Source organism: Paenibacillus sp. PAMC 26794 (assembly GCF_000316035.1).
Lineage (GTDB): Bacteria > Bacillota > Bacilli > Paenibacillales > Paenibacillaceae > Paenibacillus.
On the sequence record NZ_ANHX01000011.1, the window covers coordinates 502,043 to 528,122 of the forward strand.

The following is a 26,080-nucleotide window of genomic DNA, read 5'->3' on the forward strand; positions in this document are numbered from 1 at the left end:
TTGAGCAAGAATACGATTTTCAATTTGAAGTATGGTCATCAGGACGCTGGATCATATAGGTCTGCATCATGTTCTTCGATCCAATCAATTTGCCTGAATCCATAGCCTGCCATCGTTTGCTGCACATCCAGCACCTCTAATTCCAGTGCCTGCCAAGGCGTTTTTTTCGTTTCTATCGGTCGTCCCCTCCTTTCTACAAAAACTGGAACCAAGATGCGAGCACCCTTACATTACTTGCGCGATACAAACTTTTTAAGATACGATATGTATCTTTATGAAAAATTATAAGACACAATACGTATCTGAGTAAACAAATATTTCATCCCTTTCTATGGGTTAAGTATTTCCCTGTAGCGCTATTGACCCAAGTTAAAGCCCACTCGCTCTATATAGTGTTTTTATTTTGACACATATCTAATCGGTAATCGGACTATGTTCTTGTCCATTCCGGCAATCGGTACAAGTTCTTGTCCTTGGCTCGGGACACGAACTTGTACCGATAAAATAAAAAAGCCACTAATATAGCGACTTTAATGGGACCATGTTCTTGTCCCTCGACAGTTCTGTTTTTTTATAAGTTCCCCTTTCTTGTAAAAAAGCAATTCGGATTTAATCCGAATTGCTTTTTCTAGCGATGTCACTCTTCGATCGAATTCATAATAACTTTAAGCCTTGCGAAGCATTTGTCTCTCGCTTAGCTGTGAAAGCATATCCTTCGTCATGGCCTTCAGGTCGTAGCGAGCATGAAATCCCCATTCTGTTTTCGCTGCCGTCGCATCAATGGAATGCGGCCAGCTATCGGCAATCGCCTGTCTCTTCGGATCAACGTCATAATCGAGGATAAAGCCTGGAAGCTCATCCCGAATCGCTGCAGCGATCGCCTCCGGATCCACGCTCATTGCGGTGACATTAAATGAATTTCGGTGCATCAACCGGGAAGAATCCGCTTCCATCAAATCGATGATAGCGTTCAGGGCATCCGGCATATACATCATGTCCATGTTTGAGTCCTTGGCGATATAAGATGTATACCGGCCAGCCGTCACGGCTGCGTAATAAATTTCCACGGCGTAATCCGTCGTTCCTCCGCCGGGAGGCGTCATATAAGATATCAAACCCGGGAATCGCAGCCCCCTAGTATCCAGGCCGTATTTGTGAAAATAATAATCACAAAGCAGTTCGCCGGACACTTTGTTCACGCCGTACATCGTATTGGGTCTCTGGATCGTATCCTGAGGGGTATTGTCTTTCGGAGTCAAAGGACCAAAAGATCCTATGGAGCTTGGAGTGAAAAATTGGCAGCCGAGCTCCCTGGATATTTCAAGTGCATTCATCAATCCGCCCATATTCAAATTCCAGGCAAGCAGCGGTTTCTCCTCTGCGGTAGCCGATAGCAGCGCAGCCAAATGGATGACGGTATCAACTTCGTACCGCTTGGCGATTTCGAACATCGCCTTATCATTCGTCACGTCAAGCAGCTCGAATGGCCCGGATCGGGTAATTTCGTGGGCTGATGACCTGAGATCCGTAGCAACGACGTGATCCGCACCATAAATCTCACGTAATTTAACAACTAACTCAGAACCGATTTGGCCCAGTGCTCCGGTCACCAAAATCTTGTTCATAAGACATTCCTCCCGAAATGTACTCCCGCGAATGCAGCTAAATCAGCTTCATTTCCTTGCCAACTTTCTCATAAACGGAGATCACCTGGTCGAGCATCTCCTTGGTATGGGCAGCTGTCGGCATGTTGCGTATTCTTCCGGTTCCTTTCGGAACCGTCGGAAACAGGATTGCCTTGGCGTAAACGCCTTCTTCATAAAGCCGTTTGCTGAACTGTTGGGTGGTTACTTCATCGCCAATGATACAAGGTGTGATCGGCGTTTCGCTTTGGCCTACATCATATCCAAGCCGGCTCAAGCCATTTTTCAAATCATTGCCGTTCTCCCACAGCTTCTCGATCAGCTCTTTGTCATTCATCAAAATGTCGACAGAAGCGCTGCAAGAAGCGATTGCAGCCGGAGGTAGCGATGTCGAGAATAGAAACGGACGGCTTCTCAGCTTCAACCATTCGATCAGTTGTTTTTTACCCGCCACATAACCGCCGACAACACCAATCGCCTTGGAAAGAGTACCAATTTGAAAGTCAATGCGGTCGGACAATCCAAAATGCTTCACGGTTCCCGCACCTGCTCCGAGAACGCCCGAACCGTGGGCATCATCCACATAAGTAATCAGATCGAATTCTTCTGCTATTTTCACGATTTCAGGCAGCTTTGCTATATCACCATCCATGGAGAAAACCCCGTCGGTGATGACCATAATTTTATGGTACTGACCGGATTCCTTGGCATCTTTCGCCTGCTGTCTTAAATCATTCATATCCGAATGCTTAAAGCGAATCACCTTGGCTCTCGACAGGCGGCAGCCATCAATAATCGAAGCGTGGTTCAGCTCATCTGATAAAATCGCATCATGCTGGTCCATTACCGCGGATATAGCAGCCATATTGCAGTTAAATCCCGATTGATACACGATAACGGCTTCCGTTTTTTTGAAACGGGCCAGTTTTTCTTCAAGCTCAATATGAAGATCCATCGTACCATTAATTGTTCTCACAGCCCCTGCGCCTGCCCCGTATGTCTGCGACGCCTTAACTGAAGCATCAATCAGGCGGTAATCTGTTGCCAGTCCCAAATAGTTATTGGAAGACAAGTTGATTAGGGACTTTCCGTCGATACTAATAACAGGACCATTTGCCCCCTGCAGCGTATCGATGACGTTATATAGACCTTTAGTTTTTAGATCTTCGATGTTCCAACTTAAAAATTGGTCCAATGCTTGACTTGACATTCCATTCCCTCCTCGATATACGTATGTCCTCGTACAGGAGACATAGTATTATTCAAAAAAACCTTGTTACAAAAGGAAATAAACTAATTTCAATGTATCATCATTTTTATTTTTTGTACACATGTGGCGGACAAAAAATAAAAATATCCGCAAAAAAACATAGCGATTGCTTCCCCCATTCTCGGAAGCAATCGCTACTAAATCTTTGCTTATATCTTTTGCTGCTCGGTAGTTTGCGATACCATGCCGATTAGATACACGACTAATCGGTAATAGGAACAGGTTCTTGTCTTCGGCTCGGGACACGAACTTGTACCGATAAAATTAAAAAGCCGCTAAAATAGCGACTTCAATGGGAATATGTTCTTGTCTCTCGACATCTCATCCGTAAGGTTTAGTTTCCAAAGCCAATTTTTCATATACAGACCAAGGCGATTCTTATTCATTGATCCATTTTTTTATCACCACTACCTGCTAAAGATATATAAATTTCTAGTTGGTCTCAATATATGGATAAATGTGTCTATCTGTATCTATGTTCCTCGTAATTCCTCTCATTTCATATGGTTTAATATGCCAACGCTATGAAGATATTTCCGCTATGGAGTACTGGCTGATAATCCCCCATTTATTGAGCAGACACAATTATTTTGTGGAGAAACTCTATTTCAACCTGGGAGGTGATTTGATGAACAAGATTTTAGCGATCTCGATTTGGGGAATGGGTTTAAAAGGTGCTGTTTTAATCATCTCAATTGCTCTGTTGTTTAACCCCCCAATAGGAAGTGTGTTGAAGATGGTTACTGCTGCTTCAACATTATCTTTATTATATTTGCTGTTTCGGCTTTGATATTTCGTCGGCGATTAGATGATGAAAATAGAGAGTAATATATTTATACTTCCTCGATTTAGGACGAATGATTCCCAGTAGTAATCCTAACAATGTTTTTTGTTTCTATTGAGCTGTGTCCGGCTCTAACCTAAAATACCTTCTTTATTAAAAGTCCTCCATTCAGCTTTTGGGTTCCATAGGATAGCAGTGGATTTAATCTTGAGCTTCTTCGAATAACTCTCTGAGCATCCTATCCTTGTTATTCACAAACTCTTTCATAATCATATAATGGTCGGTTTCTTCCAATACTTGGACTTCGATACCATCCGGCTTTAGATTGTAAATAATCGAATCTGGATATGCCATAAGGATTGGGGAATGGGTCGCAATTATAAATTGAGAGTTTTGCAAAACAAGTTCATGGATTCGTGTCAGCATCGCCATTTGGCGAAGGGGAGACAATGCAGCCTCAGGCTCATCCAGTATATATAATCCATTCTCCCCGAACCGATGAATGAAAGTGGAAAAGAACGACTCTCCGTGCGATTGCTCATGCAAGGACTTGACACCGTACGAATCTTTAATAGGGCGACCGAATGAAGGCTGGCTGTCCAACTCATCGATCGTCGTGGCTAAATTATAATAACTTTCTGCCCGGAAGAAGAAGCCATCCCTCGGGCGTAGCGGACCTCTGATCAATTGTATATATTCATATAAGCTCGAGTGAGTAGCCTGGGTTGAAAAGGAAAAGTTGACCGTCCCACCCTCCGGGTTAAATCCCCATGCGACAGCAATGGACTCCATCAGTGTTGATTTGCCCATCCCATTTTCACCTACGATATAGGTTACCTTGGGGTGGAAATCAAGAGTATTTAGGTTTCGAATGACCGCCAAATCAAAGGGGTAACGATTATAGGTGGGTACTTGTTGCCTCTTAAGCTGAATTTGTCGTAAATAGGGATGCTGTATATTAATATAGTTCACTTCCTTTTAAGCCTTTGATCGTTATGCTTACCTTTGTTGGGAAACGCTGACTCATGTTAGTCTCACCCTTTAGTTTACGCCATCAAACAAATAATACCACATACCGAAACTAACCTGCCCGTTAGTTTATGGGATCATGTTCTTGTCTCTCGACATCTAAAGAGTTCTTAATAGTTTGTATGGAACAATGTTTGTGTCCTTGGACAATTATTACAATTTTATTTATTATCCTCAAATTTATGTGGCTCTTTAACAAAACTTTTTAAAATAAATCCACACGTTATACAAATTACATGAGTAATATCTGATCCTAATGTTAGCATCTTTTTCATAGGATATACCCTAGCTTCGCCGTGCGACTTGCCCTCTCCAAATTTTGTTCCTCCACATTCAGGACAACATTCTTCGTTTCTCATCTTGATCATAATCCATCCTGTAGTCTTTTAATCGCTCAAAAGAGACTCACTTCTACACTTAGATATTTATCTAATCGGAAATGGGACCATGTTCTTGTCACACGCCACCAGTTACACCATGCTTGGTGTTAAATTCATCAATTATTGGTAATTCAGCATCGGAATTGGCTAATGATCCACGAGTTCATTCCAAATTAAGTCCGGATTGGATCGATATTTTGAACTCAAGCTTCAATCATCCCACAAGGCAATATGGAGAACAGCTTTAAGAATGTAATGGATCTTCACCGTGCCGGAGTTTATATTCTTGTAGGGACGGATGTCGCACCGGTTCCCGTTCCGAACCTTGGTGGCCTTGCTCATAGGGCCAGTGTTCACCACGAAATGCAGCTGCTGGTGAAGGCTGGGTTCACTCCGATCGAAGCTCTTCAGTCGGCTACTATCAAACCGGCCCGTTGCTTTGGTCTACATGATCGTGGCCGGATTACCGAAGGTGCACGTGCTGATCTTATTCTTATAAACGGTGATCCGATCACTAATATTTCAGATACTTTGTCAATCAAATCCGTGTGGTTCAATGGTTCGCAAAAACTAGGCTAAAACTAGTAGTTTATATTTTCCTAATTGTAAAATGACTAAGAAGAGGGAGTGCAAAATGCAGTCCCTCTTCGACTTTAATCTATTTATCCAACTCCCAATTTTTTGGAACGATGCCCAGATCGAGGAGATGTAATTATACTTTTGGAATTGCCCCTATTTGTTGAAGCAAGCCGAGCATATCCGGTTGACCATACTCTTCAATAATTTGGCCATTAGAGATCCGATAAAAATTCATTGCATTTACTTCGATTTTTTTGCTCGTTGGTGGAAACCCGAGAAACTCTCCGTCTTGTGTGCCCTTCATGACAAAATGAGCTGCTATTAGATCCTCTTCTGCTACCAGCTCCTTAACAGTCCATTGTATATCGGAAAAACCAGATCTCATCATATGAATTATGGAGAGATAACCACTTGGACCATTCATTGGTTCTTTTTGCATAGGTACATAAAAAACAGCATCTGGAGAAATCAATTCTTCAGCAAGTTCCTTGCTTGCTGTATTAATGAAGTTCGTGAAACGATGCATCAATTGTTTGTTTTCTGTAATCGTCATATTTAAACCCCTTTCTATTTTCGTGAGCATATGCCTTCACTTCAATTTTATCTCTACTTTAGATAATTGGTAAGTAGGCACCTTTTTGTTTTATAGGAACCTTTTTGTAACTATTATTTTATCTTTAGGTTGCAGAGAAGTTATCCTTTGTGCAGATTCAAGTAAAGACATGGACACACCTTGTAACCCGGATACTGTATTCATTAGGTCCATTTCTCGGAACGACCGTATTTAGTTGATAAGGTACCTAATGTAACTCCGATAAGTGTAGAACCCATTAATGCCAATAAACTGATCTCTAAATGCTGTCTCCAAGAATTCAAGAACGTTAACATATGATTCGAAAAATAGTCACTCAGTTGTATCCATAAACTATTTTGCGAACTCCCTCCTCCTTTCATTCATTTTCATTTTGATTTTTCATCGACAGAATTATAATATAAGCAATGTATTGGTTTTGAAAGTAGGCACCTTTTTGTTATATAGGAACCTAATAGTAACTATTGGAGGCGATAATGTAGTGATTTCAAAAAAAGAGTTGCCGTTGTGTCCCGTCGCAACGACAGTTGGGTTGATAGGTAACAAGTGGAAGTTATTGGTTATGAGGGATCTTTTGAAGGGAACTCAACGATTCGGAGAACTTCGTAAAAGTATCCCGGAGATCAGTCAAAAGGTTCTCACTGAAAATTTACGTTCAATGGAAGAGGATGGAATAGTCATTCGTACTGTTTTTGCAGAAGTCCCTCCGAGAGTCGAATACAGCTTAAGTGATTTAGGAAATTCACTGAAGCCGATTATATTCTCTATGGAAACATGGGGACTCGGGTACCAGAAACTCAATGATGAACTTCCAAACGATATTCATCAGAGTGAATGATGGCAAATCGTTACTCCACGGTCATTTCAAGTTAAGTCAATGGAGGACTCATGCGTCCTCCATTAATTTGTAAGAGAAAGTTGATCTTCGAACAACAGCTGCAATATTTCTATTGCATGAAGAAAAAACGGGCAAGATCCTCATAAAATGAATGGTTATATAAAATCAAAATGGATATGCGCTGTATTTGGATACATGAATTATTTCAGATGGAAACCTTGCCTTAAAATATTTTTCCACTTTCAGATGAATGCTTTTCTCGTACCATTTATCCCAGCCGTTCACATCAAATAATTGTGGCATCCCTAACCGCTCAGATCTCATCCCCATTTGACCATCACCAATCAATAGCGTATCAATCCAAATTCGATCAGTTATGCCTTGTATCATGTTAGCGAAATTAGGTGAAAAAGGTAGCACAGGGGAAATAGATACTTGTGTATGTATCCCTGCATCATTTATCTTTTTCAATGCTTTAACTCTTAAATTTATTCCAGGAGCATAGGGCGAAAAAATTCGTTTCACATCTTCGCGATCTGTCTCGATTGTCATTGAAACCAGAATTCGACATTTTCCCTTTAATTTCAGCAGTATATCAAGGTCTCTGGCAACCAGAGGGCTTCTAGTTTGAATTTGAAGTGAATCTGGTGGGTTTGTATCCATTGCTTCCAATAGGCTTCTTGTAATGTTTGCCCTCTGCTCTACAGGTTGATAAGGATCTGTGGCTGATGACATGAATATACTTATGGGTTTATTTTTTCGTCTTAGAAGAGAGACTTCCTTTAGATAGTTTTCTGCTGCATTTTTCTTGACATCCACCCACGATCCCCAAGGAATATCCTTAAACTTTTGAATAGGCATTTCTCTGACGTAACAGTATTCGCAAGCAAATGCACAACCCGTATAGGGATTTAGTGAATGAGTAAAACCAATATCTAGATAACCTTTTACTTCACTTAATATTTTCTTAGACACAATGTCTTTGATTTCAATTGGCATGACGCTACCATCCCCTCAATTACTTTTATGCCCACTTCTCCTATTTCGTTTTATCTTAAAATTTCTCATGCAACTTGAAAAGTAGGCACCTTTTTATTAGATAGGTTTGCCGCATCCATGAGTTAGACTCTTATTTTCTATGTTCATTTGAGCAAATCAGTAATATCAACGTTCATATGTTCGGTAAGCATTAAGGTTACATCCACTTTCACTTTGCTCCATAATAGTGTCATTTTATGAATGTAACCTCTCACCGAATAATCTACCGTTAAACTCAGCTCGGATCTCACTTCATCTATGATTTTAATATGATGTTCCTTTAGCCTTTGTTTCGATTTGTACATTTCTAAAGCAATTTTCTTTTGGATACCGTCCAAGTAGTCAACATACACAGATTTCATTTTGAAATTTGAAGCGTATATTTTATGCTTATCTACCTCCAGAGCACCTAAAAGATAAGGGAGCTCCACCACCCTCTTCACGAGTGAAAGTTCCTCGAAAGTCTGTCGCACATTACACGCCTCCTTCTTCAAGTTTTACAGTGACCAATTGATCATAATCGACCCATTCAAATCCATTAGTCATTTCAATTTTTATTTTCTTTCCAAAGGAACTGACTGAAGTGACGATTCCGTGTATATACCGATTGCCTGACTCATTAAATACTTCAAAGGCGGCTTGTAATGTATAATTGAGAGACATATCTATATTCTGAGTAATAATCTCCCACTCATCTTGATGAATCAGTGGTTTCGTTTGATAATGAATTTGAGTACGATGCTGTATAATTCGTTCTTTATGTTGTGGAAGCATCATGCGGCTCGATTCCCATAATCCATTGGCCTCCAGTTTTTTGCTCATTTGTAATGCCCCCCTATTTTAGATGCTCTATCGATCGCTTGGCCAGCAGCCGTAATGGAGCTCGCTCGTAGAATGGCAATGTCGCCAAATCGATCCTTAATGTCGTCCATCACCTGATCAATAGCTCGTTTCTGCTCCTGATCATCAAAAAAAGATAGTTGATATGTATCCGCGTTGGATAATTGAGACAGGGATACGCCAACCCGGCGCACAGGTTGCCCATCCCAATGTTGATGAAATATGCGTTTGGCTATCTTGCATACATCAACGGTTATGTTTGTAGGATCAGACAGTTTAATCTGCCTGTGAAAACCAGTGGGGTGGTCAAAATCCGCTCCAGACACACTTACGGATACGACACTACCCATCAGTCCCTTTTGGCGGGCTCTTCTGCATACTTCTGTGCAGATATCGAGAATAACCACTTCGATCTCCCAAGCCTCTGTGAAATCTCTAGGCAGGGTCATTCCGTTTCCGATATCTTTTTGTGTACTGTGCGTATTGACGGTTACCGGCGAATTATCGAGTCCATTTGCAACTCGCCAGATGACTTCTCCATTAACACCCCACTTACTTCTTAATTTGGAAAGAGGCGTATTCGCCAGGTCTCTAATGGTTCGGATGCCCATCTTCCACAGATGTTTTTCCATTCTTGAGCCAATCCCCCACATATCGCGGATGGGCTTATCTCCAATATGGAGGTGTAACTCCTCTTTCTTTAGATGGAAAATGCCCCCCTCTGCTTTTTTAGCGATCATATCGCAGCATAATTTACTGATGATTTTGTTTTCACCAATGCCCGCTCTCGCGTAAACGCCTGTTTCATTATAGATTTTGTCTTGAATTTGCTTGGCCAAATCGACTGGATCATTACCGAATAGATGCATAGACCCTGTAAAATCAGCGAATAATTCGTCTATACTGTACGGTTCGACCAGATCGGTGAACTCCTCAATAATGGACATGATTTGAGTGGATACTTCGATGTATTCTTGCATGTGTGGTCTCACAATGATCAGTTCAGGGCACTTCTGAAGAGACTGCCAGAGTGGTTCCGCGGTAGAAACACCCTTCGCTTTGGCAAGTGGACAAGCGGCAAGGATAATTCCAGAACGTCTTGCGGGATCTCCCGCGACAGCTAATGGTCTATTTTTGTAATGAGGCATTTTTGCCTTTTCGACTGAAGCATAAAAGCTCTGCATATCAATGAGCATAATGGTTCGTTGCTTAGTCAACACTGAAATCACTCCTGTATATTTGAGAACGTATGTTTGTATATATTATAAACCGAACACATGTTCTTTATGCAAGAGGTAAATATTTATAGTAGACCACGACGAAGTGATGGATTCAAATCATACTAAGTCACACCAGCTTCTCCATCAATTGAACTCCCACCTGTAAACACAGTTTTCATTCACAGAGTTAGTTAAACAAAAACAGCCGATCACGTTGATCGGTTGCCTCCTTGTTATTTGAGCTATCGTCTCAATGGTATATTTACTTTCACACGGATCTACCTCCGGCTTCACATTCCAGAAGTCAAACAATGCCTCTTCCAGCACATTACAGTGCTCACACTCTACTCCTCCTCTATGATATACATTCATCAAATCGGCAATAAAACCATGTTCTTGTCCTGCGATAAATAATAAAAGCAGCCGACATCAGCTGCTGCTTTCGTAGTATTTTATTGTTGAATGTTACTCCATCCGCTTACATCACATTGTCCATAATCATTATCACCCACAGCAACCATCGTACCATCCGATTTCAGTCCAATCGTATGGGCACACCCCGCTGAAACAACTCGAATTTCGTACCAGGCACTTACATCGCATTGGTGAAGTTTATTCGAACCCACAGCAACCATCGTTCCGTCGGACTTAAGACCAACAGTATGATAACTCCCCGCTGCAACTGCTACAATATCGCGCCAACCGCTTACATCGCATTCACCATCATTATTTCTACCCACAGCCACTACCGTGCCATCCGATCTAAGCCCAACTGTATGAAGATAGCCCGCCGAAACAGCTAATATGTCGCCCCAGTCGTTTACGCTACATTGGTTATATTTATTGTTACCAACTGCTGTTACCGTTCCGTCTATTTTTAGACCGACTGTATGCCAGTCACCCGTCGTGACCGATACAATATCATGCCAGCTGCTCACGTTGCATTCCCCTTCATTATTTCGCCCCACCGCAACCACGGTGCCATCTGATTTAACCCCAACCGTACGGCACCAACCTGCCGAAACGGTTACAATATCGCGCCATTCGCTTACATTGCATTGGTCATGCTTATTCCAACCTATAGCAGTTACCGTACCATCAGATTTAAGACCAACGGTATGTGCATTACCGGTGTTCGTAGCCATATGAACATTACCAGCCGCAACTGCGACAATATGGCACCAATCGCTTACCTTACATTGACCGTATTTATTATCACCCACAGCTGTTACTGTTCCGTCAGATTTAAGAGCAACGGTATGACGACGACCCGCCGCTATGGTACAGTTACGGAACCGTTTCGTCTCAAAGACCGCTTCATACCGTGAATTGTAGTCCATATCTTTCTCCCCTCCACCAATTGAAAATCCGCCGTTAGTTCAACTGTTAAGTCATAAAGTTTGTTGTTAAATCGCACTGTACAAAAGAAAGGCTCGCACAGGCAGGGTATTATTAGTTCCCTGCCCAATACGAGCGTCTATGTCATATTGCACTCAAACGGTTGATCCGAATGTGTACTTTTAGCAATCGTTTCATTTCATGTAGCGATAGTCTAATAGATCCTTCAAATTTGAAATTTTCTGCAACAGCTGTTCCCCGACATTGGTTTCCCTCACCAGTTTCCGCGCCAGTTCTTTGTCCACCAATCTTTTTAGAGATAACACGTCCGTTCCGTTACATAACACATCTTCTTTTGAGTTAAATTTCTTATGGGCAACGAGCTGCATGCCAAAGGAATTGTACAACAAGGTATATCCGGCAATGCCCGTTGTGGATTGATAGGCTTTGGAAAAACCTCCGTCAATCACGATCATTTTTCCGTTTGCTTTAACTGGGCTCTCTCCGCTAATTTCTTTGACTGGCGTGTGGCCGTTAATGACATGTCCATGATCGGGATTCAAATCAAACTCCTGTAAGATTTTTCGACAGGTCTCTTCATTTTCACGTAAATGGTAGTACGGATTCTTTCTCTCCTTATGTGCTTCTTTATCTTGGATAAAATACCGTTCAAAAGTGGTCATTTCTCTCTTTCCAAAGAGCGAGGAGCATTCCCCTGTCCAGATGTACCATACCATATCCGTCGCCAGATCTTCTGTCTCTTCCGGATGCGCAAAGGCGTAACGTAAGTTATCTTCAAAAACATCGAGCAATTGACGGCCCGCATATGTCTTGTCTTCAATCTGCATTTCTTCCATATTTCCTTCTTCATCCAAAGGAATACAGCCGTGGATTAACAAATTCCCGTTGTATTTTAAATAAAGGCTACCCTTTTTCATGAGAAAATTCATATGTCTGGCCATCTTTTCGGAATGCTGAACGGAGAACAGCAGCTTTTCCATCACCTGGCGTTCTTCCTCCAGCAATTGTTCAGGCTTCTGCGGATTTACGGTTGCGAAACAGGTGTTTTCCAACAGGTACGTTTTACCGCAGATGTTAATTTCATTGTTGTCGTAATCAATCTGCTCCAGCAAAAGTCTTTCAGACATATTAAAGTATGGGCGTCTCTTGATAATCGGGCTTTCAAGTTTAAACTGAATCATGGCAATGGCTTGGTGAATTTTAGTGATCTGCAGAATTTCCTGCTCCGATACATTATGTCCAGCCTGTAACTTAGGTCTGAAGGACGGATTGTCTTCATAATATTTCTCCGCGAGGTTTAGCAGTGGGCGCAGATTGATTCCGTATACATCTTCAATGATGTCCAGATTATCGTATCTGGCGCAGATTCGAATAATATTCGCAAGGCAGACCAGAGAACCTGCGTAGGCTCCGATCCAGAGGACATCATGGTTCCCCCACTGTATGTCTACAGAATGGTAGTTGATCAGCGTATCCATAATTTTATCGGGGTACGGCCCCCGGTCATAGATATCTCCAACCACATGAAGATGGTCAACCACCAGGCGCTGTGTCGTATAAGCAAGGCCGATAATGAGATTGTCCGCCTGGCCCAAGGATATAATTTGCCGATATATTTCCTCGTAATAAGGATCCTTATTGTTGGTCGAATCCGTCTTGTATAGAAGCTCTTCTACAATATATACATATTGCTCTGGCAGAGCTTTACGCAATTTCGAGCGTGTATACTTGGAAGAGGCATAAGAAATAAGCTTAAGCATGTGTTCAATTGTTAATCTATACCACTGGTTCAAAGCCTGTTTATTGCTCAGTTCCCCTATAACCAGCTGTATTTTTTCTTCCGGGTAATAAACCAACGCCGCAAAATCATTGATTTCTTGATCCGTCCAAACCTCCCGGAATAATTCTTTGATTTTCTCTTTGACGGTACCCGAACCGTTTCGTAGTACGTGCTGAAAAGCCTGGAACTCCCCATGCAAATCACTGACAAAATGCTCGGTTCCCTTCGGGAGATTGGAGATCGCTTCAAGGTTGATGATCTCTGTTATGATTTTTTCTTCCGTATCATACTTCTCGGCCAATAAATCTAGAAACTGCTCATCCAAAACAGATGTCCCCCTTCAAGGTAGTATGGTGTTGTATAGCCGGGTCCAAAAGCTTTAGACCTATATAAAATTTCACTCTATACTTGGCATTGATCTTTATAGTGATTATCAGCATTGCCTTCCCTCATCATACTCCAGTTCATCATATATGAACAAATTTCATTGAATGGATTTGAATGAAATTTGTCTGTAGTTATAAAATAAAAAAAACGCTAAAATAGCGACTTTTAATGGGACCATGTTCTTGTCCCTCGACATATCGGGTTGCTCTAAGCGGTGCAATTCTCCATTTCGATACCGGTACCTCTGCCAGTCTCATTTCTATGGCTTTCATCTTTAATTCCACCGGATAACTCACTCTGGTTGCTATTACAAAAACACCTCCAGGATGATCTCCCTATCTTACGACAAGGTTTCATTCTCTTGAAGGTGTGTTTGATTAATACATATTCTTAATGATTATAACTGCAATTAAGTAAGTACGGTCATCGCCTCTCTTGTAAATGGAACCAGATCACCAGTACGTCCTTCTTGAATTTTCTTAACCCATTCAGGGTCGACTAGAAGAGCACGCCCTACAGCAACCAGATCAAACTCATCATTCTGAAGTCGTTGTACCAATCCATCGATACCGACGTTAGTTGCGCCTTTACCTTCTGTGAACAGACTTGTAAAGTCACCATCAAGACCAATAGATCCAACAGTGATTGTCGGTTTACCGGTCAGTTTTTTGGTCCATCCAGCAAAATTCAGATCAGACCCTTCGAATTCCGGCTCCCAGAAACGGCGTGTGGAACAGTGGAAGATATCGACTCCAGCTTGAACCAACGGTGCGAGAAGCTGCTCCAGTAATTCCGGTGTTTCAGCCAATTTAGCCTGATAATCATCTGTCTTCCACTGAGATAAACGCAGTACAATCGGGAATTCCGGTCCCACTACTTCACGGCAAGCCTCAATCACTTCAACTGCAAAACGTGTGCGAGCCATCATATCTCCACCGTAACGATCCGTACGAGAGTTGGTTTTCTCATACAGGAATTGGTCGATCAGATAGCCGTGTGCTCCATGGATTTCAACACCATCGAACCCAACGCGTTTCGCTTCTGAGGCTGCTTGTGCGAATTCCTGAACGATTGTAGCAATCTCAGCTTCCGAATAATCATTAACATGACCTTTGGCTCCCATATGCCAGATCTGTGGAATAATTCGACCGCCAGCTTCATGTACTTCAGATACAACATGTGCCCAACCATTCATTGCAGCTTCGCCATAAAAGTGCGGCACATTGGCTTGATTGGATGCATCCGGATGATTAATTATTGTCCCTTCTGTCACAATAAGCCCCACTGCGTTCTCTGCTCTGCGGCGGTAATAGCCCGCAACATTCGAACCCGGGATACCGTCCGGAGAAAATTGACGCGTCATCGGCGCCATCACGATCCGATTGGATAACTTCAAGTGACCTAACTCTACAGGTTGGAACAATGCTTCTACGGATTGAGAATAATTCATAATAACCTCCACATATTTCGTTTTATATAAATTGACCTAGGAGATGTTAAACAGCAACCAGCCTGGTTAACAGCTAGACGTTATTTCCAAATGAATCAATACACGATTTTTATCGAAAAGCCCCACCTCCTTCAAGGTTTCGTGGTGTATTAATCCGCCTTCAATTATTTTTGACTTTGTAGTCAAGAATTTCACAAAAAAAAGATCAAGACATGATCATGCCAAATGAAGTGCGCAGAACCGTCTCGATCTGTTCACGGGATGAACCTGATTTCTCCATAACTCTCACACCAAGAATGGTGTTATTTAGATAAGATGCAAGCTCTATACTCGTATACCGGTTGGAAATTAACTGTTGATTCTGGCCACTACTTATGATCTTCTCTAATACCAGTTGAATCTCTTCTGCCATGAGCGCAGCTTCGCGTGTGACCTGCTCGTCATCTGTTCCGAATTCGAGTGATGCATTCACAATTAGACACCCTTGGCAGCTAGTTTCATCGTCTAAAAGGGAATATCGTAAGGTATCCAGTTTATCAACGGGAGACGAGTCCAGGGCTTCAATCTCTTTCAGTTTCGCTATAACCTGTTCACGGTAAAGTGCCAGCGCCTTCAGGAACAACGATCGCTTGTCTTTAAAAACACAGTACAAACTTTGCTTTTTGACTCCTGTAGTACGCGTAAGGTCCTCATAAGAAGTTGCTTTGAAGCCTTGATTCCAGAACACTTCCATAGACTGGTGTAATACACGATCGACATCAAATTCTCTTGGTCTGCTCATGGGATTAATGTATCAGTTATTGACCATATAGTCAAGAACTGATCATTTTACATCCTAATCTCTACGGTAATTTTCTGCAGGTCCATTGAATACGGTCTAACTCTTCCGGTAAGCAACCTTGTGAAAAGCATTGATATAACGAAACAGTGCTTCACCATCATCAGGCACATGCGTACTTGTATCCAGTGGCAGCATCATTGCCTGATACGGCTCTGGCACCATTCTATATTGATGGACATAGGAGGTTAGGATGAACCCGTTGCGTTGCCAGAACTGAATGCGTTCCTGATGAGCCTCCGTTGTCCCGAACTCCGCCTCGATAATCATACCTTTGATCTGGTGTTCCCTTAACGCCCAGGCTCTGAGCTGCTCTAGCATCCAGGTCCCTATGCCCCACCCACGCAGCTTCTGTTCAACCGCAAGGTAATCGATGATCAGGATGCGGTCCGCAGCCTTCCCCTCCAGTCCGGTAACAGCCATCGCAACCACTTCTCCATGATGCACGCCCGTGTGTAAATAACCAATCTTGCGGTCCAGCATACTGCGCAGAATCGCTTTTGTCTTAGCGCCGCTTTGAAAAGCCTCATGATAGATTCGCTCCATCCGCGCCCACGATGCTTCATCCCACTCCTCTATAGTAGTAAACTCTAATTCCAGCATCTCATTCGCCTCCAACTTCGCTTTATCAGCTTACACCGAATTCAAGACATGTAAGAGATATTCCTTCCGGTTTAATGGATTATGATCGTATCTTGTACATGAAGGAACTTCACCATCGAAGGGCTGATAGCCATAAAATTCGGACGGGTTCGACCTCTTTATTCTTCGATCATACTTCCTTTGACGAATTCTGCGAATACTGAAGACTGTAGCATGTCTTTAATCTTAAAAGTTAAACTTATGTTTTATCGTTCGTATACCTGGCGTATATTCACAAAATTCATCTACCCTGCCCATTAACGTAATGAAAGCTGCCGGTCCAACACAGGCAGCTTCATTTTCGTCGTTTATTCAATTATAATTTCTACGTTAGCGCAACAAGCATTAACTTTTAATATCTTCTTTAGCCTTTTGTCTATATCGAATTATGGAAAGAGGTAAATTAACTACTCCAATAATAAAAGAAGAGCCAATAGATATCCATTGAGATATTGAAGGATAATTCGGTTTTCCGTCTCCTACAGGTCCTATTTTGGGTTGGTGGCTATCCCACAAAACATATAAGAGACCAACAGCAGGTAACAATATGCAAATTACACTTGCAACTATATGTAACACATACTTGTTCAATCCTACCCCTCCATTTATTGTATTCCTGCCCCTTAGTTTAACAAAAAAATTTCTCCTTTAAGATATTTCCTAAAATAGTTTTCAATAACTGATGGAAAATTTGCCGCTAAGGATTGTTGTTCATTTGGATTTAGAGAATGGAATGCGAAAGTCCTAATTATTGACCAAATAAAAAATGCTTCTAATAACCCGACACAATTCTCTTCCAGTTGATTTACTTTGCTATACGATGAAATAAATACTTTCCTATTATCAGATGAAAGATGCAAAAATGTTTCAGCCATATCAAATAAATAAAATCCATAGCCACAATTCGAAAAATCTATAGGTCGAGGAGTATCGTCATAAAATACATAGTTACTCTCATGAAGGTCAGAATGAATAATTCCCCAGTTACTTGGCAAACGTTTATGATTTTGTATCACATTTGCTATTTTATGTGCTGACTCTTCCACATGAACAAACACTTCACTTGAGATAAGCTCTAAATTTACTAACCGTTTTAATTGATTAAGTGATGAATATAAATGATTAGAATTGTATATTGGTCTATTAAAGCCTTCAGGTGCATTCCACTGCATAGAATGTTTATGTAGAGCCGCCATTAAGAGAGCTAAATTTTCAGTTTCATTACTTGTTGGCTCTCTTTGAAGTACGCTTCCATGAATCCAATGATGAATAGTCACCATGATTGTATTTTCGCTAAGATCAGTTGAGATTTCTGTTACCAGATCACCTTGAAGATTTCTAACAGGTAAAGGTACGACGAGATTTGTATCTTTAACCAAAGCTTCAAGCCAAATAAGCTCTGATGCGATATTCCCTTTTGATTGAATGGAAATCGTTGAGATATGGATTTTGATAAGAAACTTTTGATGATCATCGTTGGTCTGAACTTGAAATGTAACATTATCACTCTTTCCGAGATACACAAGTTTTTCCCAATAGATTGGGTATTGATGTAAAGCTTCTTTCGCCACCTTCGCATAATCTTCTTCAGAAAACATAGGATCCACTCCAGTTAATGTGATTTTTACTTCACAATTTTACCAAGTGAACTTTATTTTATGGTGATAAAAGTTGATTATAACTAAACTTTACTGCCCGATAGTCGAATAAAGCCGCCGATCCTGTCGATTGGCGGCCTCTTTTGGTTTTATGGAACTATTGTTTCCCGTTAGTTTAATCGACCTTCTTCGTTTACGATACTGTCCTCCGCCCTGTCTAAAGCAGCTGATCACATGGGTCAGTTGCTTTCTTGTTGTTATAGAGGTGATATTTCCCATTAGGTTGAACGAGAAGAAATTGAATACAGCTATTTGTATATCGTTAAGAGGCATGTATCAAAACGAAGATGATACAATTGGTTATTTATTGCAAAGATTGTTTCGTTTGTTTTCTTTTAGATAGAGAGTTATCAAGCAACGTTGTTACGATGCCAATCACGAGGGCAAGCACACCAATCCATGGAATGTAGTTCAACAAACTGTGGTTGACAGCAATACCCCCGATACCAGCTCCGGCAGCCATTCCAACTTGTCCAATCGCGCTATGCAAACTAAGTACAATACCTGAAGCAGCGGGAGCGAGACTTATAAGTTGAAATTGGATTGGCGTACCTGAAGACCAGGCTGCTAGTGCCCAGAAAATAAGTAATATATATAGAAGAAATATGGATTGGCAGATGTGAAATCCGTATGTTTTAACAAAACATACCCACTGATAACCCCAGACAACGATATCAGTATCAAAAGCCCCGGTTGATCAAATATCACAGATCCAAATAGAGGAAGCTTCAGTTTTGTGAAGGGAAGGTAAGCAAAAGTCAGTGCCAGCAACATGCTCAAACTCGTAGCCCATGTTTTCTGTACAAGAATAATGCCTTTCCATTTAAATAATGCCAAATGTAAAAATTCACATATCACTCGCCAAAAAGTCATCATTCCCACAATCAGCAATGCATGAGTAATTGAGAATTTAAAGAGTACCGCAACCAGAGTCATTGCAAGCCCTTGATAGAAGAAAAATGTCGTATACCGATAAAATAGCGTAGCTCGCATAAATTTGGTTGGGATTATCCGCATAAGTCGGATTAGATGTATACTTCATTTTGTTTGATTCCAACACTTTTGCACTCGTTACCCCAGCCATTACGCCACTTATGCAAAAATACATGTGAAGAAGAAGGTTAAAATACTCCGTACGATTAACATTTTCCGTCCATAAGAGCACGGGCAATGCAAACATTCCCCCGAAATATAATAAGCTTTCCAATAAACCAGCGACAAAAAACATCTCCGAAAATATAGTATTATATCTTCAGAGATGTTGTCCTCCAACAGCTTGTGTATTATTATCTTTATTCGCTATCTGGTTTATTGGCCTGCTCTTCATATATGAATGGATAGACTTGACTTCCGAGCAACATTCTCCGTCCTTGGAACTCATCATACAGATTGATTCGAACTGTCCCACTATTTATGATTTTGCTTAAGTTGCTATTCAAGTTCATGAAGTATGATTTATTGTTGCCAACGGTTAAATCGGTACCAAGTGTTAATATCTTCTCTATGGATTTCCCGCTCGGGTCAATGACTTCCATAATGAGCTTATGGTCAGTAGAACCTGTCTCATAATCTCCATTCCTTAAGAGATCATAATAAATAACGATATTAAGCATATCTTTCCCTGCGCTAAGCGTTCCTTCACCTCTTGTAATGTTAAGCTGATACGGAAACAATTCCACATGTTGCAGATTTGTTGCTGGTTGTACAACTCTAGGGCTAAGTGCTAAACGAATGGTATTAATAGAGCCCGTGAGTTCTTCCCCCACATCTGCCATCTTTCCATTCGCAACCCCTTCTCCGACATACAGTTCAAGCTGCGAAGTATTCACATTTAGTGGAAGCTTGCTCCAGACCGTCACCAGGTTTTTTCCTTTCGGACTGGTCTTGTCGGACGATTGGCTGACCTCTGCCTCAAAATACTCGTTATCTGGTGTTTTGTAGTAAGCCACTAACTGTGACTGCTTGGATTGCCGTTTTTCCTGGTTGGTCATTTCCAATTCGGTGTACATTAGATTGGACTTAGAGTCATGGTAAATGGTGGTCAAGCGTTCACGGACTTCTGCTTTCTTGCCCGGAGTATGAATGGGATAAGCGTCGCCTGCAGGAATCAGGCTCATAGCGTTGTTGAACGGGTTGAAGTTCAACGACAGAAATTTAGTAACGTTTTCGCCTACTGTTTCCTGGAGCTCAATTCGTAATTGATTGAAATGATACGAATACGGTATGTTGGCAAGGACATAGAGTTCCACGGTTTCATTGGGCGCCAGGGTTGTTTGGTTATCCTGTACCACGATTTGGCTCGTACTACTGAGATCCCGCATTCCAGCATTTATTGCTGCTTTGAGCACAGGCAGTTGCATGGTTGTCGTTTTGGTATTACGAATGCTGATTAGGGCTACGATCTGATCTTTATCTCCCCATGGCAGCCGCTGATATGAGCTAAGCTTCACGCCAAACGTCCCGTGACTATTCTCGATGATATTTTCTAAGCCCGGATGGCTTTTGCCTTCTTGAGCATATGGAATTTTATAAAGGGCCGTCGGGAAGCTAATTTTCCCTTCCGTAGCAGGCTCCGTCAATTCCAGCTGCAGCGTATTCTGTTTCATGTGCAATGGCACATCTACATCCAGATCAATAAGCTTCTCCTCCATCGGCTTCAGCGTAACATTGCCAATTGCCTTGGCATTCACCGGAATGCTGTAGCCTTCATCCGTATAGATAGAAAGCTCATAAGCTGGCAGCTTCACGGATTTTTCACCGAGATTTTTAATGCGGAATTGAATATTCCATTTGCCAGTATTGTTCTCAGTATATACAGAAGCATATTTCAGCTGCGTTTCAATCGTTTGATAGTTCACCGCAATTTTTCTGATGCCATAATCTGGCACAGACATATCAGCGGTAACGGCTGGCAGCTTGAAGGTTTTTACCGGTAGCATCATGTTCAACGTTTCGTCTTCTTGCGTAAATTGCATCGTCATTGGTTCTGTTTTAAGGTTGGTTGGAACCTCTGCCAAATAATATATCGTTCGTTTCTGTCCTGGCTGAATCCTAAAACTGCTCCCTGTATCATCCTCAGGCACAAGATCGAATACTGAGCCCCCGGCCGATTTCAGTTGTGCTTTATATCGGGGATCGCTTAGTACCTTCTTGCTCCCGTTTGCAAATTGAACGGCCACTCTCATGTATACTTTTCCATTGTGATTCATTCGCTGCATACGTTCCGCCTTGACCGTGACTGGCTGCTGTTTCATCATGATCTTGGCGCTTTTGCCATTCACTACAGCAACATCCGGAGCTACAGCAGGAAGGCTGAACGACTGCACTGGGAGCTGGATCTTCAACACTTCGTCTTCCTGCGCAAGCTGCAGAGTCATACCATGTGTCTTCATCGTGGAGGGTATCTCAGCCCAATAACTGATGACTCTGCTCTCCTGAGACTGAAGTTTGTAGCCGGAGCTGGCTGAATCGGGTACAAGCTCATATGTTGAACCGCCCGCTGACCTTAGATATGCTTTATATCCAGGGTCACTTAGCATCTTGGTTCCTCCGTTCGAGAGCCTGAGTCCCAATTGAACATACACTTTTCCATTAATTTTATACCTCTGCAAGGTATCCACCTTGGCTGTGACAGGAAGATTATTTATTGTGATCTTTTTACTCTTACCTATCGGAATTATAGATGAGTACTGAGCAGGAATCGTGAATTGTCCCAGCTTTTTCTGATAATTTGCGCTGTTAAAATCCCATCCGAACATGGAAATTTTGATCCCGTTGACCTTTGTCGAGTTTCCAATGTTTGCATAGTACGTCACAGACAGGCTGCTGTTCGCAGGCACCGTTCGTTTATCAGCATCACGGGTCACTGCTTTTCCTTTTATAGTCGTACCACTCGGCGTAGAAATCTTGGAAAAATAATCGATAAGATCCATCCTATTGCCGCTGCTGTTACTGTAACGAAGCGTATATACGAAGATATTTCCACCTGGCTGAGTAAAAACATCCGTCCCCGTCAGCTTTACATGGACGCTCTGCTTCAACGAAACGGAGCCCAGTTGATCTAATGTCAGACCAGACGCGGCTACAGCAGATTTGGAAACGAGGTGATCAGCCGTGGATGCCCCGTACACGTCAAGGGCCATGAAATGACCCAACACGGTGGCACTGAGAAGTATTGTCACAACTGTTTTTTTCGGCCTATACATGAATCTACCTCCCTGTATAAAAAGACATTTGCCCGCTTTTCATTCTGTGAAGCTGGAAGCAGCGCACGAATGCAGGCTGCTTCCAGCCATTTACCTATTCGTTTAGATAAGTTGTGACCCGGTTTTGGATCAGTTTGGCTACTTCCTCTGCAGTTTTCTGTCCGCTAAAGAATGCAACGGACTCTTCTCCGACAATACTTAACACTTTAACATCCAGATCTACATACTGATCGGCGGATTGAACCATTTGTTTAAACACGGCGAACTGTTCATCCGATACTTTTGCCATCTCCCCATTTGGAAGCTTGTATTCGCCATTTTTAACTTTTTCTTGAAGATCATCAATTTTCTTTTCATTCACGGATTTAAGCATCGAGAATCCTTCTCGATCTTGTAACATTTGCACTTCTTCCGACAATAAGAAGCTGATGAACTTCCAGGCTTCATCCTTTACGGGCGATTTGGCATGGATTGCGAACTGTTTTATAGTAGATACTCGTGAGCCTTTGCGATCTCCGGTGTCTCCCGCCTGCGGTGATTGTAGCAGCTTGGGTTGATCAAAAAGCATGTAGGGACCTTCGATAAAATCAATTGGCGACGTAATTGACGTGGAATTGAACATTTGATTGCCCGGCTTTGCTTCTTCCGATGTCACAATCTTTTCCTCATACATTTGTTTAACCTGCTCGAACAGATTCACAAATTCGGTAGAATCGAATGTTGCCTTTTTGGCCGAAGGATCGACAAATGCAGGGTAGTTCTCAACAACCATCTCCTGAAAGAGGAGTTCCGGCGGGTAGGACGCTAACGCATAAAGCTCATCGGTACCGCTTTTCTTTTGGATTACTTCCTTTGAAACCTTCTCAAACTCTTTCCAGTTCCAGGTCTTATCATCAAACTTAACATTAGCGTTGTTCAGCATGTCCCCATCTCCTACAAATGCTCGTAACATGTACCCCAAAGGTACGGTATACATTCCATCTTTCACCTTCAAACCGTCCAAAATATTCATTTGCAAATCGTCTTTATCCAATGTCTGATCTTTATTGAGCAAGTCGTTCATGTCGAGAAGAAAACCTTTGCTCACATATTCTTTGAATGGGAGGTCATCAACTTCAATGATATCCATGCTTTTTCCCGATAACATGGCTGTATTCATAGAATTCCGATACTTCTCGTATTCCCCTGATCCCCATTGTTCTCCCGTCTTATATGCATTGATCTGCAGATCGATGTCCGGGTATTTCTCTTCGAATTTTTTCTCCACCGTTTGATAGAATGGGGTCGACTCTGTCACAGACAGGGTAAGGACTGTTTTTCCATCTTTGGATGTCACCTTATCCGCTGTACTAATTCGCCCGGAACTGCATGCGGTTAAACTCGTGATAATAGCCCCCATAGAAAGGAGCAAAAGCCATTTTTTCATTGTAAAATTCCTCCTGAACTCTTCTTATTATTACGTCTCACTATTCCAAACGGATACGGTCGCCATCTTGCAGAGGCTCGCTACTTTTCAGAATGATCTTATCCTCTGTATAGATGCTGTCGGTTTGGATCATCGTTTCTTTGTCATTCTTCTCGCTGGACTCAATCTTGACTTTGCGAACAACAAATACATTACCGAGTGCCCCCGGCTTCTCCTCAACTACAAAAACATAAGTGCCTTCCCGGTCCTGATGAATAGCTTCATTGGAAACAAGCAGCCCTTGATCGAGAGAACTTTTCTCGATTTTAATCCGAGCCTGCTCACCTCCCTTCAGTTCGGCATCGAGGAGCTTAATACGAAGGATCTTTTGCGGGATAGTTACCATCCCCGCTCCTTCATCAGATGCTCCCTCTATAAGTGGCTCCGCATTAATGATTTCTTTAATGATGCCGTCCATGCTGTTGGCTTGCCGCTCTTGATCTGTGTCTACCTCTACCTTGATCCGCTCTCCGATGGATATCCCTAACCTGGACATACGCTTTGCATCCGCATTAACCTCGAACTTGTACCCTTTCCCGCTGTTCGAGAGAATGATATCCGGTTCGCCTACGGAAGCCAGTCCTTCTACCGCGTTCAACTTCGTTATAATACCGTCGAACGGAGCGGTCAGTACCTGATCTTTGGACAGTTGTTCTCTCATTTCGTTGATCTTGCGCTCCTGCGCAGCAATATCAAGTTTGCCTTTTTCAATTTCACGTTGTGCACTGCGCAGCTTAAGTTCATCTTCTTCGAGGGACGATTGGATGAACTGGTCCTGAAGATTCTGCTGCTCGATCTTCTGCTTATCCAGATTTGTTACTTCAAGTTCAATTTCTTGTTTTGTCGATTGACTATCATAGGTGATAAGCTTCTGTCCTTTCTTTACACGATCGCCTTCTTTCACAAAAATCTGCTGAGTCTTCCGCTCGGTTGAACCGGATAACTTGGCTTCAGCGATCGGCTGAAGGATTCCGCTACCTTCAATAACTAACTGGATGTCTCCCATTTTCGGCTGCTCCGTAGTCACTTTCGGTAAGGTCAGCGATTGCAGCGTATTGCTGAACAATGTGAAGACCAGCAGCAATCCCATAAAGCTTATGAACACGACTAGCATGATTCGCTTTCGTCTTTGCTCAGTAGCCCCTGTATTTAACTCCATATCCTTTCTTCTCCTCCCAAAACCAGCACTGAAAAGTTAACCTTTAACTCCGGATAATTGAATACCCTCAATGAAATACGACTCCGCATACAGAAATACCATCACCATCGGGGCCATATAGAGCATGGATGCAGCAAAAGCAATACCCTTGTCGCTTTGATTAATCGTGGATAAAAAGACGGACAGCGGCTGCTTGAACGGGTCGTCTAAAAAAATAAGAGGCTGTTCCACCATGTTCCAATAATCAACGAAGAGCAAAATCACAAGTGCGGCTAATCCTGGCTTGATCATCGGAACAATCATCGTAATAAATATCCTTAAATGTCCTGCTCCGTCCATTTTGGCAGCTTCAATATAGGCGTAGGGAATGTCCAGCATGAATTGTCTGAGCATAAACACGCCAAAAGCTGCGAATATACCAGGAACAATGATGGCACTTGTACTATTCAGCATCCCAAGCATATCGACCATAATGTAATTGGGTACCAGCGTGACTTGGAATGGCATGAGCATCGTCATGACATATACCAAAAACATAGAGTCCCTGCCGCGAAATTTTAGCTTGGAGAATGCATAGGCAGCCAGAGCCGCAACAAGAGTCTGACCTACAATAATCGGTACGACCATGAACACGGAATTCCAGAACATCATCAGATATTTCGGGTTGTCGATAAATACCTTCCCATATTGTGCAAAGGACACTTTATCCGGAATCAGTTTTAGGTTTGCAAATGTACCCTCTCTACCTGCGGCTGTTTCATTCATTTGCCCGATGAGGCCATAATTGATCCCAATTTCCTGTTCTGTCATCATCGAATTTGTGAATATAATCACAATAGGTGATATTAAGATCAAGGCAATAACACTCAGGATGAATGTTAATACACCATTTTTCAATATGTAGACTATTCGCACAGACTTTGC

The 26,080-nt window shown here is 42.1% G+C and carries 23 protein-coding genes and 1 pseudogene; 3 read left to right on the forward strand and 21 right to left on the reverse strand.

All coding sequences use genetic code 11. The features are described 5' to 3' along the window. Window positions 1-38 precede the first annotated feature (38 nt). The 3 genes from D829_RS33350 to D829_RS0107520 all read right to left on the reverse strand — a co-directional run bounded on the left by D829_RS33350 (window position 39) and on the right by D829_RS0107520 (window position 2,853). A complete protein-coding gene (locus tag D829_RS33350; RefSeq protein ID WP_017688251.1) occupies window positions 39-212 on the reverse strand; it encodes a paeninodin family lasso peptide in 174 nt (57 codons plus the stop codon). Window positions 213-665: 453 nt separating this feature from the next. Then, on the reverse strand, window positions 666-1,625 hold the full coding sequence (locus D829_RS0107515) for an NAD-dependent epimerase/dehydratase family protein (RefSeq protein ID WP_017688252.1): 960 nt from the start codon (window positions 1,623-1,625) through the stop codon (window positions 666-668). A 37-nt stretch (window positions 1,626-1,662) separates the two neighbouring features. Further along, on the reverse strand, window positions 1,663-2,853 hold the full coding sequence (locus D829_RS0107520) for a glycine C-acetyltransferase (protein WP_017688253.1): 1,191 nt from the start codon (window positions 2,851-2,853) through the stop codon (window positions 1,663-1,665). A 688-nt stretch (window positions 2,854-3,541) separates the two neighbouring features. Between D829_RS0107520 and D829_RS30625 the strand changes: the two genes are divergently transcribed. Next, a complete protein-coding gene (locus D829_RS30625) occupies window positions 3,542-3,703 on the forward strand; it encodes a hypothetical protein (protein WP_241230736.1) in 162 nt (53 codons plus the stop codon). Window positions 3,704-3,898: 195 nt separating this feature from the next. Here the strand turns inward: D829_RS30625 and D829_RS0107530 are convergent, their stop codons facing one another. Beyond that, window positions 3,899-4,660 (reverse strand): AAA family ATPase, encoded by a 762-nt coding sequence (locus tag D829_RS0107530; protein WP_026081058.1) that lies wholly within the window; start codon window positions 4,658-4,660, stop codon window positions 3,899-3,901. Window positions 4,661-5,195: 535 nt separating this feature from the next. Here D829_RS0107530 and D829_RS30630 point away from each other — a divergent pair. Further along, window positions 5,196-5,685: pseudogene (locus D829_RS30630) on the forward strand (amidohydrolase family protein); the annotation flags it as partial. A 133-nt stretch (window positions 5,686-5,818) separates the two neighbouring features. Here the strand turns inward: D829_RS30630 and D829_RS0107545 are convergent. Beyond that, window positions 5,819-6,238, reverse strand: coding sequence for an ester cyclase (locus D829_RS0107545; protein WP_017688257.1), 420 nt, complete (start codon window positions 6,236-6,238; stop codon window positions 5,819-5,821). A 520-nt stretch (window positions 6,239-6,758) separates the two neighbouring features. Between D829_RS0107545 and D829_RS0107550 the strand changes: the two genes are divergently transcribed. Beyond that, the gene (locus D829_RS0107550) at window positions 6,759-7,115 is read left to right on the forward strand and encodes a helix-turn-helix domain-containing protein (RefSeq protein ID WP_017688258.1); all 357 of its coding nucleotides are present in this window, start codon (window positions 6,759-6,761) and stop codon (window positions 7,113-7,115) included. A 165-nt stretch (window positions 7,116-7,280) separates the two neighbouring features. Here D829_RS0107550 and D829_RS0107555 read toward each other — a convergent pair whose 3' ends face one another. From D829_RS0107555 to D829_RS0107635, 16 genes are all read right to left on the reverse strand, one after another. Then, window positions 7,281-8,114, reverse strand: coding sequence for a radical SAM protein (locus D829_RS0107555; protein ID WP_017688259.1), 834 nt, complete (start codon window positions 8,112-8,114; stop codon window positions 7,281-7,283). A gap of 143 nt (window positions 8,115-8,257) precedes the next feature. After that, window positions 8,258-8,626 (reverse strand): hypothetical protein, encoded by a 369-nt coding sequence (locus tag D829_RS0107560; RefSeq protein WP_017688260.1) that lies wholly within the window; start codon window positions 8,624-8,626, stop codon window positions 8,258-8,260. 1 nt (window position 8,627) lies between these two features. Then, a complete protein-coding gene (locus D829_RS0107565; RefSeq protein ID WP_017688261.1) occupies window positions 8,628-8,975 on the reverse strand; it encodes a YolD-like family protein in 348 nt (115 codons plus the stop codon). Continuing rightward, window positions 8,972-10,189 (reverse strand): DNA polymerase IV, encoded by a 1,218-nt coding sequence (locus D829_RS0107570; protein ID WP_036660485.1) that lies wholly within the window; start codon window positions 10,187-10,189, stop codon window positions 8,972-8,974. Before D829_RS0107570 ends, D829_RS0107565 begins: the two co-directional genes overlap by 4 nt. 476 nt (window positions 10,190-10,665) lie before the next feature. Beyond that, window positions 10,666-11,553, reverse strand: coding sequence for a hypothetical protein (locus D829_RS0107575; protein ID WP_017688263.1), 888 nt, complete (start codon window positions 11,551-11,553; stop codon window positions 10,666-10,668). A 192-nt stretch (window positions 11,554-11,745) separates the two neighbouring features. Next, on the reverse strand, window positions 11,746-13,677 hold the full coding sequence (locus D829_RS0107580) for a fructose-bisphosphatase class III (protein ID WP_017688264.1): 1,932 nt from the start codon (window positions 13,675-13,677) through the stop codon (window positions 11,746-11,748). 471 nt (window positions 13,678-14,148) lie between these two features. Next, complete coding sequence (locus D829_RS0107590) at window positions 14,149-15,189, reverse strand: NADH:flavin oxidoreductase (RefSeq protein WP_017688266.1); 1,041 nt, start codon at window positions 15,187-15,189, stop codon at window positions 14,149-14,151. A 205-nt stretch (window positions 15,190-15,394) separates the two neighbouring features. After that, on the reverse strand, window positions 15,395-15,970 hold the full coding sequence (locus tag D829_RS0107595) for a TetR/AcrR family transcriptional regulator (protein WP_026081060.1): 576 nt from the start codon (window positions 15,968-15,970) through the stop codon (window positions 15,395-15,397). A gap of 96 nt (window positions 15,971-16,066) precedes the next feature. Continuing rightward, window positions 16,067-16,630, reverse strand: coding sequence for a GNAT family N-acetyltransferase (locus tag D829_RS0107600; RefSeq protein WP_017688268.1), 564 nt, complete (start codon window positions 16,628-16,630; stop codon window positions 16,067-16,069). Window positions 16,631-17,014: 384 nt separating this feature from the next. Further along, complete coding sequence (locus tag D829_RS32840) at window positions 17,015-17,260, reverse strand: hypothetical protein (protein ID WP_081594955.1); 246 nt, start codon at window positions 17,258-17,260, stop codon at window positions 17,015-17,017. 32 nt (window positions 17,261-17,292) lie between these two features. Next, window positions 17,293-18,267, reverse strand: a complete 975-nt coding sequence (locus tag D829_RS0107605; RefSeq protein ID WP_017688269.1) for a phosphotransferase — start codon at window positions 18,265-18,267, stop codon at window positions 17,293-17,295. A 364-nt stretch (window positions 18,268-18,631) separates the two neighbouring features. Beyond that, window positions 18,632-18,790, reverse strand: a complete 159-nt coding sequence (locus D829_RS33650; protein ID WP_017688270.1) for a hypothetical protein — start codon at window positions 18,788-18,790, stop codon at window positions 18,632-18,634. Between the two features lie 829 nt (window positions 18,791-19,619). Beyond that, window positions 19,620-22,532, reverse strand: a complete 2,913-nt coding sequence (locus D829_RS0107620) for a hypothetical protein (protein WP_017688272.1) — start codon at window positions 22,530-22,532, stop codon at window positions 19,620-19,622. 94 nt (window positions 22,533-22,626) lie between these two features. After that, on the reverse strand, window positions 22,627-23,958 hold the full coding sequence (locus D829_RS0107625; protein ID WP_017688273.1) for an ABC transporter substrate-binding protein: 1,332 nt from the start codon (window positions 23,956-23,958) through the stop codon (window positions 22,627-22,629). A 40-nt stretch (window positions 23,959-23,998) separates the two neighbouring features. Beyond that, a complete protein-coding gene (locus D829_RS0107630; RefSeq protein WP_017688274.1) occupies window positions 23,999-25,156 on the reverse strand; it encodes a biotin/lipoyl-binding protein in 1,158 nt (385 codons plus the stop codon). A gap of 36 nt (window positions 25,157-25,192) precedes the next feature. Next, window positions 25,193-26,071 (reverse strand): carbohydrate ABC transporter permease, encoded by an 879-nt coding sequence (locus tag D829_RS0107635; RefSeq protein ID WP_026081062.1) that lies wholly within the window; start codon window positions 26,069-26,071, stop codon window positions 25,193-25,195. Between the last annotated feature and the right edge of the window lie 9 nt (window positions 26,072-26,080).

Bases quoted from the DNA above. Each gene is read 5' to 3' on its own strand.
- D829_RS0107605 (WP_017688269.1), bottom strand. From the start codon at position 18,267: ATGTTTTCTGAAGAAGATTATGCGAAGGTGGCGAAAGAAGCTTTACAT.
- D829_RS0107620 (WP_017688272.1), bottom strand. From the start codon at position 22,532: ATGTATAGGCCGAAAAAAACAGTTGTGACAATACTTCTCAGTGCCACC.
- D829_RS30625 (WP_241230736.1), top strand. From the start codon at position 3,542: ATGAACAAGATTTTAGCGATCTCGATTTGGGGAATGGGTTTAAAAGGT.
- D829_RS0107565 (WP_017688261.1), bottom strand. From the start codon at position 8,975: ATGAGCAAAAAACTGGAGGCCAATGGATTATGGGAATCGAGCCGCATG.
- D829_RS0107600 (WP_017688268.1), bottom strand. From the start codon at position 16,630: ATGCTGGAATTAGAGTTTACTACTATAGAGGAGTGGGATGAAGCATCG.
- D829_RS0107515 (WP_017688252.1), bottom strand. From the start codon at position 1,625: ATGAACAAGATTTTGGTGACCGGAGCACTGGGCCAAATCGGTTCTGAG.
- D829_RS0107625 (WP_017688273.1), bottom strand. From the start codon at position 23,958: ATGAAAAAATGGCTTTTGCTCCTTTCTATGGGGGCTATTATCACGAGT.
- D829_RS0107545 (WP_017688257.1), bottom strand. From the start codon at position 6,238: ATGACGATTACAGAAAACAAACAATTGATGCATCGTTTCACGAACTTC.
- D829_RS33650 (WP_017688270.1), bottom strand. From the start codon at position 18,790: ATGGCTGCCGGAGCTGGTATCGGGGGTATTGCTGTCAACCACAGTTTG.
- D829_RS0107570 (WP_036660485.1), bottom strand. From the start codon at position 10,189: ATGCTCATTGATATGCAGAGCTTTTATGCTTCAGTCGAAAAGGCAAAA.
- D829_RS0107555 (WP_017688259.1), bottom strand. From the start codon at position 8,114: ATGCCAATTGAAATCAAAGACATTGTGTCTAAGAAAATATTAAGTGAA.
- D829_RS0107630 (WP_017688274.1), bottom strand. From the start codon at position 25,156: ATGGAGTTAAATACAGGGGCTACTGAGCAAAGACGAAAGCGAATCATG.
- D829_RS0107520 (WP_017688253.1), bottom strand. From the start codon at position 2,853: ATGTCAAGTCAAGCATTGGACCAATTTTTAAGTTGGAACATCGAAGAT.
- D829_RS0107590 (WP_017688266.1), bottom strand. From the start codon at position 15,189: ATGAATTATTCTCAATCCGTAGAAGCATTGTTCCAACCTGTAGAGTTA.
- D829_RS0107595 (WP_026081060.1), bottom strand. From the start codon at position 15,970: ATGAGCAGACCAAGAGAATTTGATGTCGATCGTGTATTACACCAGTCT.
- D829_RS0107575 (WP_017688263.1), bottom strand. From the start codon at position 11,553: ATGGACTACAATTCACGGTATGAAGCGGTCTTTGAGACGAAACGGTTC.